Source organism: Saccharopolyspora sp. NPDC045941 (assembly GCF_056431445.1).
This window is the reverse complement of the sequence record NZ_JBWKKU010000033.1, coordinates 16,716-34,716: the sequence shown is the minus strand read 5'-3', so window position 1 is coordinate 34,716 and position 18,001 is coordinate 16,716. Positions and strand designations below refer to the sequence as shown.

Sequence of the window (18,001 nt, the reverse complement as noted above, 5' to 3'; positions counted from 1 at the left end):
CGGAGTCGGTGATCGGCCGACCTCGGACCTTCCTATATCGTCCCCATCACGCTCACGTCCGCCTGATGAGGTGTGGATCACTGAAATTGATGCGTCGAGGCAGTCGGGAGGGGCGCCGGCCGGGTCGATTTGGCGATGCCAAACGATTTTCGGGGCGCACCACGCCAGGGTTTCGACATATCCATACCCACCGGTAGCCAGGATGGTGTGCTTAGCGGGGCATTGCCGCCCCCAGGAGAGATAGCTGCAGGAGGTCTGCTCGGTGTTCAGTCGTGTTGCGATCGTCAATCGTGGGGAAGCTGCGATGCGGCTGATCCATGCCGTGCGGGAGGTCGCGGCGGAAACCGGGTCCCGGATCGAGACCGTGGCCCTCTATACCGACGCCGACCGCACGGCCGCCTTCGTGCGCGAGGCCGATCTGAGCTACGACCTCGGCCCGGCGCAGGCGCGCCCCTACCTCGATCTCGGCGTCCTGGAGCGGGCGCTGACCGAGACCGGGGCCGATGCGGCGTGGGTCGGCTGGGGCTTCGTCGCCGAGGACCCGGCGTTCGCCGAGCTCTGCGAGAAGGTGGGCGTGACCTTCATCGGGCCGAGCCCCGAGGCGATGCGCCGGCTCGGCGACAAGATCGGCGCGAAGCTGATCGCCGAAGAGGTCGGCGTCCCGGTGGCACCGTGGAGCCGCGGCGAGGTCGCCGACCTGGACGCGGCGATCCGCAGCGCGAACGAGATCGGCTACCCGCTGATGCTGAAGGCGACCGCCGGTGGTGGCGGCCGCGGCATCCGGGTGATCAACGACGAGCAGGAGCTGGTCGACGCCTACGAGCGCACCCGGATGGAGGCCGCGCGCGCCTTCGGCAGCGGCGCGGTCTTCCTCGAGAGGCTGGTCACCGGCGCCCGGCACGTCGAGGTCCAGGTGATCGCCGACGGGCAGGGCACGGCGTGGGCGCTCGGGGTGCGGGACTGCTCGATCCAGCGGCGCAACCAGAAGGTCATCGAGGAATCGGCCTCCCCGGTGCTCAGCGCCGAGCAGAGCGGCGAGCTCAAGGCCGCCGCCGAGCGGCTCGCCCTCGCCGTGGACTACCGGGGCGCGGGGACCGTGGAGTTCCTCTACCACCCAGGCGAGCGGCTGTTCGCCTTCCTGGAGGTCAACACCCGCCTCCAGGTGGAGCACCCGATCACCGAGGCCACCACCGGCGTCGACCTGGTCAAGGCCCAGCTACACGTGGCGTCCGGCGGCAAGCTGGCGGGTGAGCCGCCCGCCGAGCGCGGGCACGCGGTCGAGGCCCGGCTGAACGCCGAAGACCCGGACCGCGACTTCGCCCCCTCCCCCGGCAAGATCGTCCGCCTGGACTTCCCGGCCGGTCCCGGCATCCGCGTGGACACCGGGGTCGGCGAGGGCGACACCATTCCCGCCGACTTCGACTCCATGATCGCCAAGATCATCGCGTTCGGCCGGGACCGTGACGAGGCACTGGGCCGGCTGCGCCGGGCGATGGCGCAGACCACGGTCATCGTCTCCGGCGGCGCGACGAACAAGAGCTTCGTGCTCGACCTGCTCGACCGGCCCGAGGTGATCGAGGCCACCGCCGACACCGGGTGGATAGACCGGGTGCGCGCGCAGGGCGAGCTCCAGGCACACCGGCACTCCGCGATCGCGCTGGCCGCGGCCGCCATCAAGGACTACGAGGACGCCGAACTCGCCGAACGGCAGCGGTTCCTGGCCGCCGCGCACGGCGGCCGCCCCCAGGCGCGCCACGAGAGCGGCCGACCGCTGGACCTCAAGCTCCGGGGCGTCGGCTACCGGGTGCAGGTGGCGCGCGTGGGGCACCAGCGGTTCCGGGTCGGCATCGGCACCGCAGGCGGCGGCGACGTCCACCCCGCGGACGTCGAGGTCGAGCGGTTCGACACGCACGCCGGGCAGATCTCGGTCAACGGGCAGCGGTACCGGCTGGTCACCGACACCCACGGTCCTGTGCACTTCGTCGAGGTCGACGGCGTCGCCCACCGGGTCAGCCGGGACGAGGGCGGTGTGCTGCGCGCACCGGCGCCTGCCCTGGTGGTCGCGACCCCGCTGGAGGTCGGCGCCGAGGTCGAAGCGGGTGCTCCGGTGCTCGTGCTGGAGAGCATGAAGATGGAGACCGTGGTGCGCGCGCCGTTCCGCGCGAAGCTGCGGGAATGCAGGGTGCGGGCGGGCAGCCAGGTCGAGATGGGCGCGCCGCTGCTGCGGCTGGAGCCGCTCGGCGACCAGGACGAGGCCGGCCCCGAGCAGCCATCCGAAGAAGCCGCCGCCGACCTCGCCCTGCCCCAGCGGCCGAGCGGCCTCAGCGCGCGGCAGCGGGCTACCCGCGGTCAGCAGGACCTGCGCGGTCTGCTGCTCGGGTTCGACGTGGACCCGCACGACGAGCGCCGGGTGCTGGCGGACTACCTGACGGCCCGGGCGGAACTCGCCGAGGCCGGGCAGCGCCCGCTCACCGAGGAGATCGAACTGCTCGCGCTGTTCGCCGACCTCTCCGAGCTGAGCCGCAACCGGCCGGTCGGGGAAGAGACGAAGGCGGACTCGCGGGTGCACAGCCCCCGCGAGTACTTCCACACCTACCTGCAGAGCCTGGACGTCGAGCGGGCCGGGCTGTCCGAGACGTTCCAGCAGCGCCTCGTCCGGGTGCTCGGTCACTACGGGGTCCACGAGCTGGACCGGGCGCCCGAGCTGGAAGAGGCCGTCTTCCGGATCTTCCTCGCCCAGCAGCGCGCCACGACGGGCGCGGCGGTGGTGACCGACCTGCTGCGGCAGTGGCTCGCCGAGGCACCTCCGTCCAGCGCGGCTCGCCAGGCCGCGGGCCTGGCGCTGGAACACCTGATCGCGGCCACCCAGCTCCGGTTCCCCGCCGTCTCCGACCTGGCTCGCACCGTGGTCTTCCGCTGGTTCGCCCAACCCATGCTGCGGCGCCACCGCGCGGAGGTCTACGCGGGCGTGCGTGAGCACCTGCGCCACCTCGACGAGCACCCGGACGCACCGGACCGGGCGGAGCGGATCTCCGCCATGGTCACCAGCGCCGAACCGCTGGTCCGGCTGGTCGGGCAGCGCATCGGCCGCGAGGGCACCGACCCGGCGCCGTTGCTGGAGGTGCTCACCCGCCGCTACTACGGCAACCGGGAGCTCGAAGACGTCCGCACGACCCGGGCCGCGGGCTGCACGTTCGTCAGCGCCGGGCACCGGAGCGCGCGCACGCGCGTGGTGGCCACCGCGGTGGACTTCGCTGCCCTGCCCGACGCCGTGCGGGCGTTGGGCGAACTGGCGCCGGACGGCGATCTGGTCGCCGATATCTACCTCGTCTGGGCAGATCAGCCCGAAGACACCGACGCGATGGCGGCAGAGCTGGCCGAGGTGCTCGCGGCCCAGCCGCTGCCGAGCCAGGTCAGCCGGATCACCACCACCGTGGCGGGCCGCAGCGGCGCGGTGATGCACCACCACTTCACGTTCCGGCCGTCGCCGGCCGGCTTCGCCGAGGAACGCCTGATCCGCGGGCTGCACCCGCTCATCGCCGAGCGGATGCAGTTGGAGCGGCTGAGCGAATTCGACCTCACCCGCCTGCCGTCGGCCGACGAGGAGGTGTACCTCTTCCGCTGCGTGGCGCCGGACAACCCGTCCGACGAGCGGTTCGTGGCACTGGCCCAGGTGCGCGACCTGACGCCGCTCCGGGACGACGACGGCAGGCTCGTCGCGCTGCCGGCCGCGGAAGGCGTGCTCACCGCGTGCCTCGACGCGGTCCGCAAGGCGCAGGCGAAGCCCGGCGCGAACAACGGGAACAACCGGTCCGGCACCAACCGGATCACCATCTACGTGTGGCCGCCGAACGAGCTGTCCACGGACGAGCTGAACACCGTCGCGCAGCGGGTATTGCCCACGACCGCGGGTGCCGGGCTGGAGGAAGTGCTGTTCCTCGGGCGCCGGCGCGACCGGGAGACCGGCGAGCTGAGCGAATTCGCCGTGCGGATCGGCTACGACGCCGGCACCGGGATTCAGCTGTCCGTCATCGAACCGCCGACCGAGCCGATCGAGCCGCTGGACAGCTACCGCCAGAAGGTGCTGCGCGCCGCCAAGCGCGGCACCGCCTACCCGTACGAGCTGACCGGCATGCTCGCCGGGCCCGACGGCACGTTCGTCGAGCACGACCTCGACGAAACCGGCGCGCTGGCGCCGGTGGACCGCCCGAAGGGCCAGAACTCGGCGGCCATCGTCGCCGGCGTCGTCAGCACACCGACCGAGCGCCATCCCGAGGGCGTGACCCGGGTGATGCTGCTGGGCGATCCGACCAAGGCGCTCGGCGCGCTGTCGGAACCGGAGTGCTCGCGGGTGATCGCCGCCCTGGACCTGGCCGAACGGCTGCAGGTGCCGCTGGAGTGGTTCGCGCTGTCGGCAGGTGCCCGGATCTCGATGGACTCCGGCACGGAGAACATGGACTGGGTGGCCGCCGCGCTCAAGCGGATCGTCCAGTTCACCCAGGACGGCGGCGAGATCAACATCGTGGTGGCGGGGATCAACGTCGGCGCCCAGCCGTACTGGAACGCCGAGGCCACGATGCTCATGCACACCAAGGGAATCCTGGTGATGACGCCGGATTCGGCGATGGTGCTGACCGGCAAGCAGTCGCTGGACTTCTCCGGTGGCGTGTCGGCCGAGGACAACTTCGGCATCGGCGGCTACGACCGGGTGATGGGGCCGAACGGCCAGGCCCAGTACTGGGCACCGAACCTGGGTGCCGCGCGCGATGTGCTGATGGCGCACTACGACCACACCTACGTCGTCCCCGGCGAGGCCGCGCCGCGGCGTGCCGGGACCGCCGACCCGCACGACCGGGACATCTCCGGTTTCCCGCACGCGTTGGCCGGCAGCGACTTCTCCACGGTGGGCGAGATCTTCTCCGCCGCGAGCAACCCGGACCGCAAGAAGTCGTTCGACATCCGCACGGTGCTGCGGGCCGTCGCCGACCAGGACCACCCCGTTCTGGAGCGCTGGGCGGGGATGGCCGACGCGGATACCGCGGTCGTGCAGGACGCGCACCTCGGCGGCTGGCCGGTGTGCCTGCTCGGGATCGAATCGCAGCCGGTGGCGCGCCGCGGTTTCCCGCCCACCGACGGGCCGGACTCCTACACCGCCGGGACGTTGTTCCCGCGCTCGTCGAAGAAAGCGGCGCGGGCGATCAACGCGGCGAGCGGGAACCGGCCGCTCGTGGTGCTGGCGAACCTGTCCGGGTTCGACGGCTCGCCGGAGTCGATGCGGAAGCTGCAGCTGGAGTACGGCGCCGAAATCGGCCGGGCCATCGTGAACTTCCGCGGCCCGATCGTGTTCTGCGTGATCTCCCGGTACCACGGCGGCGCCTTCGTGGTGTTCTCCAAGGCGCTGAACCCGAACATGACGGTGCTCGCCGTGGAGGGCTCGTTCGCCTCGGTGATCGGCGGCGCGCCGGCGGCCGCGGTGGTCTTCGCGGGCGAGGTCAACACGCGAACGGCGAACGACCCCGCGGTGCGCGAGCTCGAAGAGCTCGTCGCCGAGACCGACGGCACCGAGCGGGCGACGCTGAACCTGAAGCTGGCCGATGTCCGGGCTGCGGTGCGCGCGGAGAAGCTCGGCGAGGTGGCGGCGGAGTTCGACCGGGTGCACAGCATCCAGCGGGCCGTCGAAGTCGGCTCGGTCGACGCGATCGTTCGCGCCGACGAACTGCGGCCGCGGATCATCGACGCCATCGAGAGCGGAATGCGCCGGGCGTAACCGGTTCCGGGGCATGAGGCAGGCCCGTTGACCGCGCGAAAGCGTTGGTCAGCGGGCCTTCTCGCGCCTGGCGCGGGAGTTCCCGCCGGTCGCCGGTCACCGACTCCGCTGCCGACCGCGGGGCTCCTGCGGCAGAGATCGAGACCGCAGCGCAACCGGAAGCACTGCCGGACAGGGCCTTGAACCAGATGCTCGGCGACGACGAGTTCCAACTCCGCACCGCGTGCTTACACCTGAGCCGCCGGACCAAGGGACTTGCTGTTTCCTCGCCGGACGGGAAAACCCCAGCCAGGCGGCCGAAATCGGGTGATCGGGGGACGTCCTTCGGGAGCGGCTGGCATGATCGGCGCCCATGGGTTTGTTCGACATGAAGCCGAAGCTCGCCACCGTGCTGGGGAAGGCCTTCCGCTGCCTGGTGTGCGGCTGGCGGGAATTCTGGTCGCGCGAGGTCAAGCTGAACTCCACCGGAGCCGAGATGTTCGGCTTCGCGTGGGCGAATCAGTCCGCGCTCGGGCTGATCTGCGACCGGTGCGGCTATGTGCACGAGTTCGCCGGGCGGAGGCCGGAGCTGTACAAGGTCGCCACGGGCTACCCGGCCGGGACCGAGGACTAGCGGTCAGCCCGGTCGCGCTTGTTCGCACGGATCGTCCAGGCCCTTGAAGGCATCGAACACGAGAGGCTCCCCGCGAGGCAGTTCGACGGACCCCGCGGAATCACGCCGAAAGCGCCTTCCAGTCCAGGGCGCGTTTCTGGATCTTGCCGGTGGCGCCTTTGGGCAGGGCGTCGACGAATCGGATCAGGTGCGGCACCTTGTACGCGGACAGCTGCTCCTTCGCCCAGGCGCGGAGCTCCTCGGGGGCGATCTGCGCACCGGGGCGTGCGGTGATGACGGCAGCGACCTCCTCGCCGTACCTCTCGTCGGGTACGCCGATGACGGCCACCTCGACGATGTCCGGGTGCTGGTACAGCACCTCCTCGACCTCGCGCGGGTAGACGTTGTAGCCACCGCGGATGATGAGGTCCTTGGCGCGGTCGACGATGTAGAGGTAGCCATCCCCGTCCAGCCTGCCGAGATCACCGGTCTTCAACCACCCGTTCGCGAGATCGGCGGCCGTCTCCTCGGGGCGGTTCCAGTACCCCTTCATCACACTCGGCCCGCGGAGGTACACCTCCCCCACCTCATCTGCCGGGAGCGCGTCACCACCCGGGTCGCGGACCTCCACCGCGGTGCCGGGGAGCGGTAGTCCCACCGCCCCGGCCCGCTGCTCGTGGTCTGGAGAGTTGTACGTCGCGGCGCCGGTGGACTCGGTAAGTCCATAGCCTTCGAGGATGGTGCAGCCGAACCGCTCCGAGAACGCACTGATGACCTCGCCGGGGAGGGATGCGCCACCGGAGGAGGCGAGTCTCAGGTCGGCGAAATCATCGGGGCCGAAGTCGCCGGCGGCGTGCAGCATGGCGTTCCACATCGTCGGCACACCAGCGACCAAGGTGAGCCGGTCGCGCCGGATCATCCCGAGCATGGCTGCCGGGTCGAAGGGCGAGAGCAGGGAGATCGAACAACCGGCCGCCAGCACCGAGTTGAGGCAGACCGCCTGGCCGAAGACGTGGAACAGCGGGAGCCCGGTCCCGCAGCGGTCCGCCGCCGTGAGGTGCAGCTGTTCGACGAAAATCCGTGCGGTGTCGAGGAGATTGGCCACGGTGAGCTCGACACCTTTGGGCCGGCCGGTGGTCCCGGAGGTGTACAGCAGGACCGCCGTGCTCTGGCGGTCCAAGTCCACCGGGGCGTGCGCGGGCTCGCCTTCCTCTGCCGCAGCTCCCGGCCCGAGCACCCGCAGGTGCAGGGCGCGTTCTTCGGCCACGCGCTGCGCGGACTCCCGCGCTTCGTGCCAGGCAACCAGGAGACGGGCTCCGGAGTCCTCGACGACGTAGTCGATCTCGGGCGCGGTGGCCATGGTGTTCATCGTGATGACCACAGCTCCGATCAGGTGGGCGCCGAGGTAGGCGACCGCGAACTCGGGGACGGTGGGCGCCACCAGCAGCACCCGGTCTCCCGCCCGCACGCCGTGCGCCCGCAACTCCCCTCCGAAGGCGGCGGAAGCGTCGCGCAGCCGCGCATAGCTCCACACGTCTGCGCCTGCCCTGACCGCCGCCGCGTCCGGCGTCGCGGCGGCGTGCTCCCACAATGATCCAGCGACGCTGGGCATGTTCCTCCAAGCATCAGGCGATCGCAGCGATGCCAGGTCGATATGGCTTCAGCGAAGGGCCGTCGTGCTCACGACGGCAGGTCGACCAGCCCGGCGAGCACTCCGCGGTGGTGAGCTGGAAGGCCCCGACCGATCTGGTCCGCCTTCGCCCGCTTGAGGTAGAGGTGCACCGGGTGTTCCCAGGTCATACCGATGCCGCCGTGCAGCTGCACCGCCTCCTCGGCAGCGTGGACCGCCGCATCGCTGCAGTACGACGACGCCACCTCGGCCGCGATCGCCGCGTCGTCCGCTCCCGCGGCCGAAGTGCCGGCTGCGTACCAGGCCGCGGCCGAAGCGGACTCCACCTCGACGAAGAGGTCCGCGAGCCGGTGCTTCAACGCCTGGAACCCACCGACCGGTCGGCCGAACTGGCGCCGGATCTTGAGGTACTCCACCGTCGTCTCGAAGCACCAAGCCGCCACACCCGCCTGCTCGGACGGCAACAGCGCCGCGCTCGTCGCCAGCGCCCGGCGGACTGCACCGGCGCCTGCGTCTGCTCCCACGACCAGCTCACCGGCGGCTCGGTCGAGCACCACGTCGGCAAGCGGCCGCGTCATGTCGAGGGACACCACCGGCGTCACGGTGGCCGCACTCGCCTGCACGGCGTGCACCTCGGTGCCCGCAGGCGTTTCCACCGCCGCCAGCAGGACATCAGTGTCGAGCACCCCCGCGACGCTGGTGACGTGTCCCGTCAGGCGTCCCGCCGCGTCCACTCCGATCGACGGAAGCGGTGAGTCCGCAGCCGCGGAGAAGGGCACCAACAGCGCGGCCGTGCGGTCACCGGAGGCCAGTTCCCGCACCAGCTCGGAGCCGCCGGCCAGCAGCACGGTGGTGGCCTCGACGGCACTGGAGAGGAACGGCAGTGGCGCGACGGACCTGCCCAGTTCCTGCAACACGACGGCGACCTCGCGGGCGGACGCGCCCGCACCGCCGCGGTTTTCGGGCACGAGCAGGCCGGCCAGCCCGAGATCGGATGCGACGACCTTCCACAGGGCCTGCGTCAACGCGTGGTCGCCTTCGTAGGCGCGCATCACCGAGACCGGCTCGCAGTGGTCCGCGAGCAAGTCGCGCAGCGTGCTCCGCAGGGACACCTCGACGTCGGTTTCGAGGAGGTTGATGTCGTCGCTCATCGCTTGAGGTCCTTCCAGGGGATGTCCTTGTCACCACGCGCCTCGACCGGCAGACCCAGCACGCGTTCGGCCACGATGTTGCGCAGGATTTCCGAGGTGCCTCCCTCGATGGAATTCCCCTTCGCGCGCAGGTACCGATAGCCGGCGTCGCGTCCGGTGAAGTCGACCTTGGCGGGGCGCACCAGGGTCCAGTCCTGGTAGCGCAGGCCGTCCTCGCCGAGCAGCTCCAGCTCGAGCCCGCTCAGCGCCTGGTTGATCCGCGCGAAGGTGAGCTTCAGCGCCGAACCCTCGGGGCCCGGCTGTCCCGCCGCGACCTTCTGGCGCAGTCGGGCCGCGGTGTACCGGGCGACCTCGGCCTCGACGTAGAGCCCCATCAGCCGGTCGTGCAGCTCGGGTGTGCGCTTGTCGGGGCGCTCCCGCCAGGTGCGCGCCACCGGGCCGAGGACGCCGCCTTCACGTGGGATCGGCTGCCCGCCGATGGAAACTCGCTCGTTGTTGAGCGTCGTGTTCGCAACCCGCCAGCCCTCGCCTTCCGCTCCGAGGCGGTGGCCGCCGGGAATGCGGACATCGGTGAGGAAGACCTCGTTGAACTCCGCCTCGCCGGTGATCTGGCGCAGCGGCCGCACCTCGACCCCGGGATCGGTCATGTCGCAGATGAAGTAGGTGATCCCCTGGTGCTTCGGCAGGTCGGGCGCTGTGCGGGCGACGAGGATCGCGAACCTGGCGAAGTGGGCGCCGGAAGTCCACACCTTCTGGCCGTTCACCACCCATTCTCCCCCACTCCCGGCGTCGCGGACAGCGCGGGTTCCCAGTGCCGCGAGGTCGGACCCCGCACCCGGCTCGCTGAAGAGCTGGCACCAGATCTCCTCCCCTGTCCAAAGTGGACGCAGAAACCGCTGCTTCTGCTCCGCGGTGCCGTAGGCGAGGATCGTCGGTGCGGCCATCCCCAGACCGATGCCGTTGGTCTGCGAGCTGTTGTCCGGCGCACCGGCGGCTTCGAAGAGCTCGTCGACGAACGGTTGGAGCTCACGCGGCGAGCCGAGCCCGCCCAGGCCTTCGGGGAAGTTCACCCACGCCAGCCCGGCATCGAACCGGGCCCGGTTGAACTCCACCGGATCGCTGGTAGCCGGGTCGTGCTCGGCCAGGACCTCCTCGACCCGCCGACGCAGGTCGGCGTGCAGGGGATTGTCATGTTCCACCAGGGGTGCTCCTCAAGAGATTGAGATGGTGGTTCCGAAGCGCCAGGTGGCAGCGGTCTCCTCGTCGACGCGGATCCGCTGGTGGCTGCCTGCCGACTCACGCGACGTACACCACCCGGCCGACGGTGACGCCGTCGGCGAGGCGCTGGACGCCCTCGGCCACGGTGTCCAGGGCGAGCTTCTCGCTCACCAGCGGGCGCACGATGCCCTGGTCCGCCAGCGCGGCCAAGTCGCGATGGCACTCCCCGACCGAGGCCGGGTCGTGGGTGTTGTAGAGGCCCCAGTGCAGCCCCACGATCGAATAGTTCTTGACCAGCGCGTGGTTGAGCGCCGCGCTCTGGATCTCGCCCCCGGCGAAGCCGACGACCACTATTCGCCCTTCGAAGGCGATGCACTTGGTGGATCGCTGGTAGGTCTGGCCGCCGACCGGGTCGTAAACGACATCGGCGCCCCGACCACCTGTCTCGGCCTTGACCATCTCGACGAAGTCTTCACGGTGCCGGTCCACGACCACGTCCGCACCGAGGCTGCGGGCGTACTCGGCCTTCTCCGACCCGCCGACCACTCCGATGACGCGCGCTCCCGCCGCCTTGCCCAACTGGATCGCCGCGCTGCCGACGCCGCCTGCCGCGGCGTGCACGAGCAGGGTTTCCCCTTCCCGCAGGCCAGCCCTGCGGTGCAGGCCGAACCAGCCCGTCTGGTATCCGATGAACAGCGACGCGGCCTGGGCGTCGTCGAGCGATTCCGGTGCGGCGAACGTGGTCGCGGCGTCCATCAGCGCCATCTCGGCGAACCCGCCGTGCGGGAGCACGGACCCGCCGAGCACCCGCTGGCCGACAGCGATTCCGTCCACCTCGGCGCCGACCGCCACCACCTCGCCGCAGAGTTCCACACCAGGTGTGAAGGGCAGCGGAGGGCGCGTCTGGTAGCGCCCGCGGCACATCAGCACGTCGGGAAAGTTGGCTGCTGCTCCGAGAACTCGCACCGAGACCTGTCCTGGGCCCGGCTCGGGCTCGGGCACCTCGACGAGCTCCATCACGTCGCGAGGCTCCCCGAGCTCGGCGACCTGCCACGCCTTCATCTCACTCACCATCCGTTGTCCTGATCACGAATTTCGTACAGTCGAAGGAAAACCGTGCGGCCATCCCGGCGCTGAACCGCTTGCCGGCATCGGGAACACCCGCCGCATTGCTCGCGCATCGCCGGCTCATGACAGCCGCTACCACCACCGCCATCCCTTGGCCGCCGCCGGACGAATCGCCGGAGAATCACCGATTCCCGGCCAGCAGCCCCACCTCCGCACTGTCACGTGATGCGCTGGAGCGCGTCGGGCGTGAGGTCGGCGAGGGTCCGGTAGCCGTCGACGGCCATGATCAGATCGGCCTCGGCCAGCAGCGAGCGGAGGACGTGAACGACTCCGTCGGTGCCGCCGAGGGCGAGGCCGTAGGCGACGGGCCGACCGACACCGACGGCGGTGGCGCCCAAAGCGATCGCCTTGACGATGTCGGCGCCGCCGCGGATGCCGGAATCGAAGAGCACCGGCAGCCCATCCGCTGCCTCGACGACGGCCGGCAGGGCGTCGAGGGCGGGCAATCCGCCGTTGGCCTGACGACCCCCGTGATTGGAGCAGTAAATGCCGTCCACGCCCAGATCCTTGGCACGCCGCACGTCGTCGGGGTGGCAGAGACCCTTCACGATCAGCGGGAGCTCGGTGAGCGACCGCAGCCACGGCAAGTCGGCCCAGGTCAGCGGATTGCCGAAGATCTGCGTCCACATCAGGGCTGCGGCCTGCGGGTCTTCCTCCGGCGCGCGGTCCAGGCGCGCCCGGAAGACCGGGTCGCTGGTGTAGTTGGCCAGGCAGTGCCCACGCAGCTGCGGGAAGTTGCTCGTCGCCAGATCCCGCGGCCGCCACCCGGTGATCCAGGTGTCGAGGGTGACCACGATGCCTTTGAAGCCGGCGCGCTCGGCTCGATGCACGAGGCTCTCGGCCAGCTCCCGATCAGTGGGGGTGTACAGCTGGAAGAAGCCGGGTGTCGCACCGAATTCCGCTGCGACCTCCTCCATCGGATCGGCGGACAGCGTCGAGGCGACCATCGGCACGCCCGTGTTCGCGGCGGCGCGTGCGGTCGCGAGGTCGCCGTGTCCGTCCTGCGCGCAGATGCCGAGGACGCCGACCGGCGCCATGAACAGCGGAGCCGGCAGCGTCATCCCGAACAGGTCGACGGACAGATCGCGTTGCGCGGCTCCGACGAACATCCGGGGAACGAGACCCCAGCGTTGGAATGCGGTGGTGTTGGCCCGCTGCGTGTGCTCATCCCCGGCACCTCCTGCGACGTACGACCACACCGACGGCGGCAGTGCCGCCTGTGCCTTGGCCTCCAGCTCGGCGTGGACCATCGGGAACCGCGGCAGGATCCCGGCAAGGCCGTTGAGGTAGATCTCGTTCTGGTAGGAGCCGAACGGATGGCTCATGGGACATCCTTTCTTGGTCGGACGATCAGGCATCGGCTCCGACCGGACCGCGGGGTCAGCGCGACCAGGTCCGTTGCCCGCTGAGGTAGGTGGCCGAGACTTCGACCGCTTCGCGGAAGCGCTCGACGGGCACGGCGCGCGGGTCGCGGGAGAGGATCACGAGGTCGGCGCGCATCCCGGTGCGCAGCATGCCGATCTCGTCCTCCAGGTGCAGTTGCCACGCCGGATTGGTCGTGACCGCGCGCAGGGCTTCGTCGATGGTGAGGCGCTGGGATGTTCCGTGGATGCGACCGCTCTGCGATCGGCGGGTGAGCGCGGTGGCGACGCTGGACAGCGGATCAGTGGGTGAGCAGACGCCGTCGTTGTGCAGGGAGACGCGATGCCCCGCGTCCCAGGCCGACCGCGCGGACATCCAGCGGTCGGCGACCTCGGCGCCGAACAGGTCATCCGCCAGGACATCGCCCCACCAGCGGACGTGATCCATGAAAAGGCTGACGGTGGCGCCCATGTCGGCCGCGCGGCGGTACTGCTCCGCGGTAACGGCGCCGCAGTGCTCCAGCCGCGGCCGCATCGCCCGCAGCGCCTCCGGATCACCGGCTCCGGCGTACGCATCGAGAACGGCTTCGACGGTGACGTCCCCGTGGACGTGGCAGGCCAACGGGAAGCCTTGGGCCGTGAACGCGGCGGCCAGCTCGGCGAGCTGCTCCGGGCTGTAGTTCATCGGACCGTGCGCGCAGTGGTCCATGCCGATGCGGAGGGTCGCGTCGTTGTCCTTGAACGGGAAGCTGGTCGCGACGCTGCCCTGCCACGGGGTGCCGTCGGCCCACAGCTTCATGCCGGAGATGCCGAACATCTCGCTCGCGGGAGCGTGTCCGGCGAAGCGCCGTTCCCGCTCCGCGGCCAGCTCGGGAGTCCCGATGAGGTACGAGCGGATCCGCAGGACGGCATCCGGGCGTTCGGCGGCGGCGCGCAACGCCAGGACGTTCCGGGGATCCGTTGCCATGTCGGTCGCCGTGGTGATCCCCACCCGGGCGTGCTCGGCGAACGCCCAGTCCAGCGCGGCGGACGCCTGCGCGTCGTCGCGGAAATCCCCCAGCGCCTCGAAGAGGACCAGGAGAGCGGCCGTTTCCTGGACCTCGCCGGTGGGTTCGCCACTCGCGTCGCGGACGAACCGAGCCCCCGCCGGGTCGGGGGTGTCGGCCGTGATTCCCGCCGCGTGCAGGGCGGCGGTGTTGCCGTAGGCGGCGTGGCCGCTATTGGAGACCACCACGAGCGGAGCGTCTGGGCACAGCCCGTCGAGCAGCCGACGGGTGGGCAAGGCCAGATCTCGTTGCAGCAGCAGGTCGATCCCGTAGACGCCCACCGGCTTGCCCGGGGCGGCGGCCACGGCCGCTTTGATCCGATCGTAGACCTCCGCTCCGGTGGGCACGGTGAACGGACGGACGTCGATCGCGGGTGGGGCGAGGGTCAGGGCCATCGTCGAGGGATGCCCGTGGGCCTCGACGAAGCCCGGGAGCAGTGCCTGCCCTTCGATGTCGGACACCTGCGTGTCCGGGCCCCGCAACGCCAGGACATCGGCTGCTCGCCCCACTGCGATGATCACGCCGTCCCGGACGGCGAGGGCTTCGGCTACCGGAGCCGCCTCGTCCATGGTGAGGACCGGGCCTCCGGTGAAGATCAGCTCTGCCGAGTCGGCCACGATCTCAATTCCCTCCCGGGACATCGGGATGTCCCTGTTGGACGGTCAGCCACGGTGCGGCTGCGGTGAGCAGGTAGCGCACCCCCAGCTCGATGGACGGGTCGGGAACCGGAGCGAACAGCGCCGAGTGGTTGCTCGGGATGTGCGGCGGGATTCCGCTCTCCAGCAACGTCTTCCGGTCGACATCACCGAACGCGGCCTGGTCCATGCCGCCGAAGAGCCAGTACACCGACGGTGCGCCGAGGGCCGCGCCGAAAGCACCGAAGTCCTCGCTGCCCGTGACGGCCTGCGGCAGGGTGAACACCGGCTCCTCACCGAAGTTCTCGATGAACGCGCGGAGCACCGTTCTGGTCGCTGCCGGGTCGTTGACGGTCATCGGCAAGCTCTCGGTGAGCGTCACTTCCGGATCCCGGTCGGCTCCGGACGCCACGGCTTCGCCGTGGATGATCCGCCGCACGGCCGCCAGCAGCTGCTCCCGGAGCGCGGCGGCATCGCTGCGAACGCTGATGTGCAGCTCGGCGGTGGACGGGATGATGTTCGCCTTGGTCCCGGCGTGGATCGCACCCACCGTCACCACGGCCAGCCTGCCCGCCCCGACCTCCCGGGCCACCACCGTCTGCAAGCGCGTCACGATCGCAGCCGCCAGCACCACCGGATCCACGGTCGCCTCCGGCCTGGACCCGTGCCCGCCCCGGCCGAACAACCGGACCCGCAGGGTGTCGGCCGCGGCCATCACCAGACCCGGCCGGGTCCCGACGGAGCCCACCGGGGCCGGGCTGACGTGTTGGCCGAGGCACACGTCGGGTCGCGGGAACCGCTCCGCGAACCCGTCCTCGATCATCGCCGCAGCACCACCGACCTCCTCCGCGGGCTGGAAGACCGCCACCACCGTGCCCCGCCAGGCGTCCCGGTTCCTGGCCAGCAGCGCGGTGGCACCCAGCAGGCACGTGACGTGCATGTCGTGGCCGCATGCGTGCATCACCGGCACGTCGTTGCCGTCCGCGTCCACGGCGGTCCGGGTGGAGGCGTAGGGAAGGCCGGTCTCCTCCAGCACCGGAAGCGCGTCCATGTCGGCCCGCAGCAGCACCACCGGCCCGTCCCCGGAGCTCAGCACTCCGACCACGCCCGTGCCGCCGACCCCTTCGGTGACCGCCCACCCCTGCTCGCGCAGCCGGGAGGCGACGATCCGGGCCGTGCGCACCTCCTGGAACGACAGCTCCGGGTGGGCGTGCAGATCCCGGTACAACTCGTGCAGTGCCGGTAGCTGGTCGTCCAGACCGGCGAACTGGGCGGTCATGATGTCTCCGTTTCCGCTCGAATCGATGGCAAGGGCGATGACCCGGACTCGCCACGCGGGAACCGCACCAGCAGCGTCAGCAGTGCGGCGACGGCCAAGACCCCGGCCAGCAGGAGGAAAGCCGGGCCGAGTGATCCGGCGCTCTCCTTGACGGCGCCGACGAGCGTCGGGCCCGCCAAGCCACCGAGCTGTCCGATGCTGTTGATCATCGCGATACCGCCTGCCGCCGCCCGACCGGAGAGCAGTCGCGCCGGCAACTCCCAGAAAACGGGCAGCAGGCCGCTGGCCCCGAAGGAGGCCGCCGCCACGGCGACCAAGCTGAGCCCAGGCGGGAGCACCGCCGCAGCGGAGAGCCCGACCATGCCGATGAGCAGGCCGATGAGCAGGAGGCCGCGACTGTTGGCCGTCCGCCCCGCAAAGCGACCGAAGAACAGCAGGCCGATCGCGGCGACCACGGTCGGGACCGTGATCAGCACGCTGAACAGGGTCGTGCTGAGCTGGCCGAGCTGGCCGACGAGCGCCGCCAGCCAGAAGGTCACCCCGTTGGACACGAGGTTGTAGCACAGGTAGATCGCCGCCAGCAGCAAGACGCGTCGGTCCCGCAGGGCCTTCCCGAGGGAGAGCTGTTCCCGGCCCCGCACGGCCGCCGCTTCGGCCGCGATGGCGGCGCGCATGGCCTGCGCTGTCTCGCCGTCGAGCCACGAGGCCTCGCCCGGATGGTTGGGCAGCCACCGCGCCACCCACAGTCCGATGAGGACGGCGGGCAGCCCTTCGACGAGGAAGAGCCATTGCCAGCCGTGCAACCCGGCCGCCCCGTCGAGCCCCAGCAGGAGACCGGCCAGTGGTCCGCCCGCGACGCCGGCGATCAGCGGCCCCGCGAACAAGAGCGCGCTCGCGCGTCCCCGCTCCCGTTCGGGGAACCACTGCGTGATCAGGAACAGGACGCCGGGGAGGAAGCCCGCCTCGGCGATGCCGAGCAGCACGCGGAAGACGATCAGCGAGGTGGCGTCCCAGGACAGCGCGGAGAGCATGCTCACCGCACCCCAGGTGATCATGATCCGCGCGAGCCACCGACGTGCTCCGAGGCGGTAGAGGATGAGGTTGCTCGGCACTTCCAGCAGTGCGTAGCCGAGGAAGAAAGCTCCTGCCGCGGCGCCGAACACCGTCGCGCTCAGTTCGAGCGTGCGCGAGATGCTGGGTTCGGCGTAGCTCAGGTTCAGCCGGTCCAGGTACGAAAAGACGTACATCAGGACCAGCACCGGTATCAGCCGTCGCCTGGCCAGCGCGACACCCCTGTCGATCAAGGACTCGTCCATGGGTGCCGGCCGGGCGGGCTCGGGGACGGAAGCAGAGCTCATGTCGTCCTCCCCGAGCCGATCAGTCGAACAGGTCCGGTTGCTCTTCGGTGATGCGGTCCCACATGGGCCGGAACTGGAACCACCCGGACAACGGGCTGCCGATCTGCTCGCGCACCTGGAGGGCGGTCTCGCGGTCGATCTCGTGCGGATGCCCGGTCGCCATGGCCAGCAGCTGCGCCTGGCAGGAACGTTCCATGGTGACGAACCACCAGGCGGCCTCCGCCACGCTCTGGCCGACCGTCAGCAGGCCGTGGTTGGCCAGGACGACCGCCTTGTGGCCGCCGAGCGCGACACCGATCCGCCTACCCTCCTCCGTGTCGTTGACCACCCCGCGAAAGTCCTCGTACAGGCCGTGGTCCTCGAAGAACGCGCAGGCGTCCTGGGTGATCGGGGACAGATGCCGGCGCAGGGTGGCGAATGCCTTGCCGTGCAAGGAATGCGCATGGGCCGCCGCGACGGCGTCCGGTCGGGCCTTGTGCACTTCGGAGTGGATGCAGAACGCCGCGCGGTTCACCGGTCGGCGGCCCTCCACCACGTTGCCGGCGTGATCGACCAGGATCAGGTCGGAGACCTTGATCTGGCTGAAGCTCATCCCGAAGGGATTGACCCAGAACCACTCGGGGTTCTCCGGGTCGCGAGCCGTGATGTGCCCGGCCACCCCTTCCGAGAAGCCGAGCTTGCCGAACAGCCGGAAGGCGGCGGCCAGTTCCTGCTTGCGGTGCAGCCGCTCATCCTCCACCGAGTCGAAGGTGGGAGGGAGCATGGCCTGGAATCCGGGCGGGGTCGGTCCGAGTCCGATGTGCACTTCGGCAGCGGTCGTCTCCATCAGAAGTCTC

Annotated in this window: 11 protein-coding genes; 2 read left to right on the top strand and 9 right to left on the bottom strand. The window is 70.6% G+C overall.

Annotated features, from left to right (window positions below; translation table 11 throughout):
- Window positions 1–262: 262 nt before the first annotated feature.
- Together AC07FN_RS25335 and AC07FN_RS25330 are read left to right on the top strand one after the other, a co-directional pair.
- Window positions 263–5,767, top strand: a complete 5,505-nt coding sequence (locus AC07FN_RS25335; protein ID WP_478397875.1) for an ATP-binding protein — start codon at window positions 263–265, stop codon at window positions 5,765–5,767.
- Window positions 5,768–6,119: 352 nt separating this feature from the next.
- Window positions 6,120–6,380: a hypothetical protein gene (locus AC07FN_RS25330; RefSeq protein ID WP_358382215.1), complete on the top strand. Its 261-nt coding sequence runs from the start codon at window positions 6,120–6,122 to the stop codon at window positions 6,378–6,380.
- A gap of 100 nt (window positions 6,381–6,480) precedes the next feature.
- Here the strand turns inward: AC07FN_RS25330 and AC07FN_RS25325 are convergent, their stop codons facing one another.
- The 9 genes from AC07FN_RS25325 to AC07FN_RS25285 form a co-directional block, all read right to left on the bottom strand.
- Window positions 6,481–7,971: a long-chain-fatty-acid--CoA ligase gene (locus tag AC07FN_RS25325; RefSeq protein WP_478397874.1), complete on the bottom strand. Its 1,491-nt coding sequence runs from the start codon at window positions 7,969–7,971 to the stop codon at window positions 6,481–6,483.
- Between the two features lie 68 nt (window positions 7,972–8,039).
- Window positions 8,040–9,140, bottom strand: coding sequence for an acyl-CoA dehydrogenase family protein (locus AC07FN_RS25320; RefSeq protein ID WP_478397873.1), 1,101 nt, complete (start codon window positions 9,138–9,140; stop codon window positions 8,040–8,042).
- The gene (locus AC07FN_RS25315) at window positions 9,137–10,339 is read right to left on the bottom strand and encodes an acyl-CoA dehydrogenase family protein (RefSeq protein WP_478397872.1); all 1,203 of its coding nucleotides are present in this window, start codon (window positions 10,337–10,339) and stop codon (window positions 9,137–9,139) included. Before AC07FN_RS25315 ends, AC07FN_RS25320 begins: the two co-directional genes overlap by 4 nt.
- Window positions 10,340–10,436: 97 nt before the next feature.
- Window positions 10,437–11,432, bottom strand: a complete 996-nt coding sequence (locus AC07FN_RS25310; protein ID WP_478397871.1) for an NADPH:quinone oxidoreductase family protein — start codon at window positions 11,430–11,432, stop codon at window positions 10,437–10,439.
- Window positions 11,433–11,644: 212 nt separating this feature from the next.
- Entirely contained in the window at window positions 11,645–12,811 is a 1,167-nt protein-coding gene (locus AC07FN_RS25305) for a lactate 2-monooxygenase (RefSeq protein ID WP_478397870.1), read from the bottom strand.
- A 55-nt stretch (window positions 12,812–12,866) separates the two neighbouring features.
- Window positions 12,867–14,510 carry an amidohydrolase gene (locus tag AC07FN_RS25300; RefSeq protein WP_478397869.1) on the bottom strand — a complete coding sequence of 548 codons (1,644 nt, stop codon included), beginning with the start codon at window positions 14,508–14,510 and terminating at the stop codon, window positions 12,867–12,869.
- 4 nt (window positions 14,511–14,514) lie between these two features.
- Window positions 14,515–15,807: an amidohydrolase gene (locus AC07FN_RS25295; protein WP_478397868.1), complete on the bottom strand. Its 1,293-nt coding sequence runs from the start codon at window positions 15,805–15,807 to the stop codon at window positions 14,515–14,517.
- Window positions 15,804–17,165, bottom strand: a complete 1,362-nt coding sequence (locus AC07FN_RS25290) for an MFS transporter (RefSeq protein WP_478397867.1) — start codon at window positions 17,163–17,165, stop codon at window positions 15,804–15,806. The genes AC07FN_RS25295 and AC07FN_RS25290 overlap by 4 nt, the downstream gene beginning before the upstream one ends.
- A 19-nt stretch (window positions 17,166–17,184) precedes the next feature.
- Window positions 17,185–17,991, bottom strand: a complete 807-nt coding sequence (locus AC07FN_RS25285) for a class II aldolase/adducin family protein (protein ID WP_478397866.1) — start codon at window positions 17,989–17,991, stop codon at window positions 17,185–17,187.
- Between the last annotated feature and the right edge of the window lie 10 nt (window positions 17,992–18,001).

Excerpts from the sequence above, each read along its gene's own strand:
- AC07FN_RS25330 (WP_358382215.1), top strand. The coding sequence starts at position 6,120 with ATGGGTTTGTTCGACATGAAGCCGAAGCTCGCCACCGTGCTGGGGAAG.
- AC07FN_RS25325 (WP_478397874.1), bottom strand. The coding sequence starts at position 7,971 with ATGCCCAGCGTCGCTGGATCATTGTGGGAGCACGCCGCCGCGACGCCG.
- AC07FN_RS25320 (WP_478397873.1), bottom strand. The coding sequence starts at position 9,140 with ATGAGCGACGACATCAACCTCCTCGAAACCGACGTCGAGGTGTCCCTG.
- AC07FN_RS25310 (WP_478397871.1), bottom strand. The coding sequence starts at position 11,432 with ATGGTGAGTGAGATGAAGGCGTGGCAGGTCGCCGAGCTCGGGGAGCCT.
- AC07FN_RS25305 (WP_478397870.1), bottom strand. The coding sequence starts at position 12,811 with ATGAGCCATCCGTTCGGCTCCTACCAGAACGAGATCTACCTCAACGGC.
- AC07FN_RS25295 (WP_478397868.1), bottom strand. The coding sequence starts at position 15,807 with ATGACCGCCCAGTTCGCCGGTCTGGACGACCAGCTACCGGCACTGCAC.
- AC07FN_RS25290 (WP_478397867.1), bottom strand. The coding sequence starts at position 17,165 with ATGAGCTCTGCTTCCGTCCCCGAGCCCGCCCGGCCGGCACCCATGGAC.
- AC07FN_RS25285 (WP_478397866.1), bottom strand. The coding sequence starts at position 17,991 with ATGGAGACGACCGCTGCCGAAGTGCACATCGGACTCGGACCGACCCCG.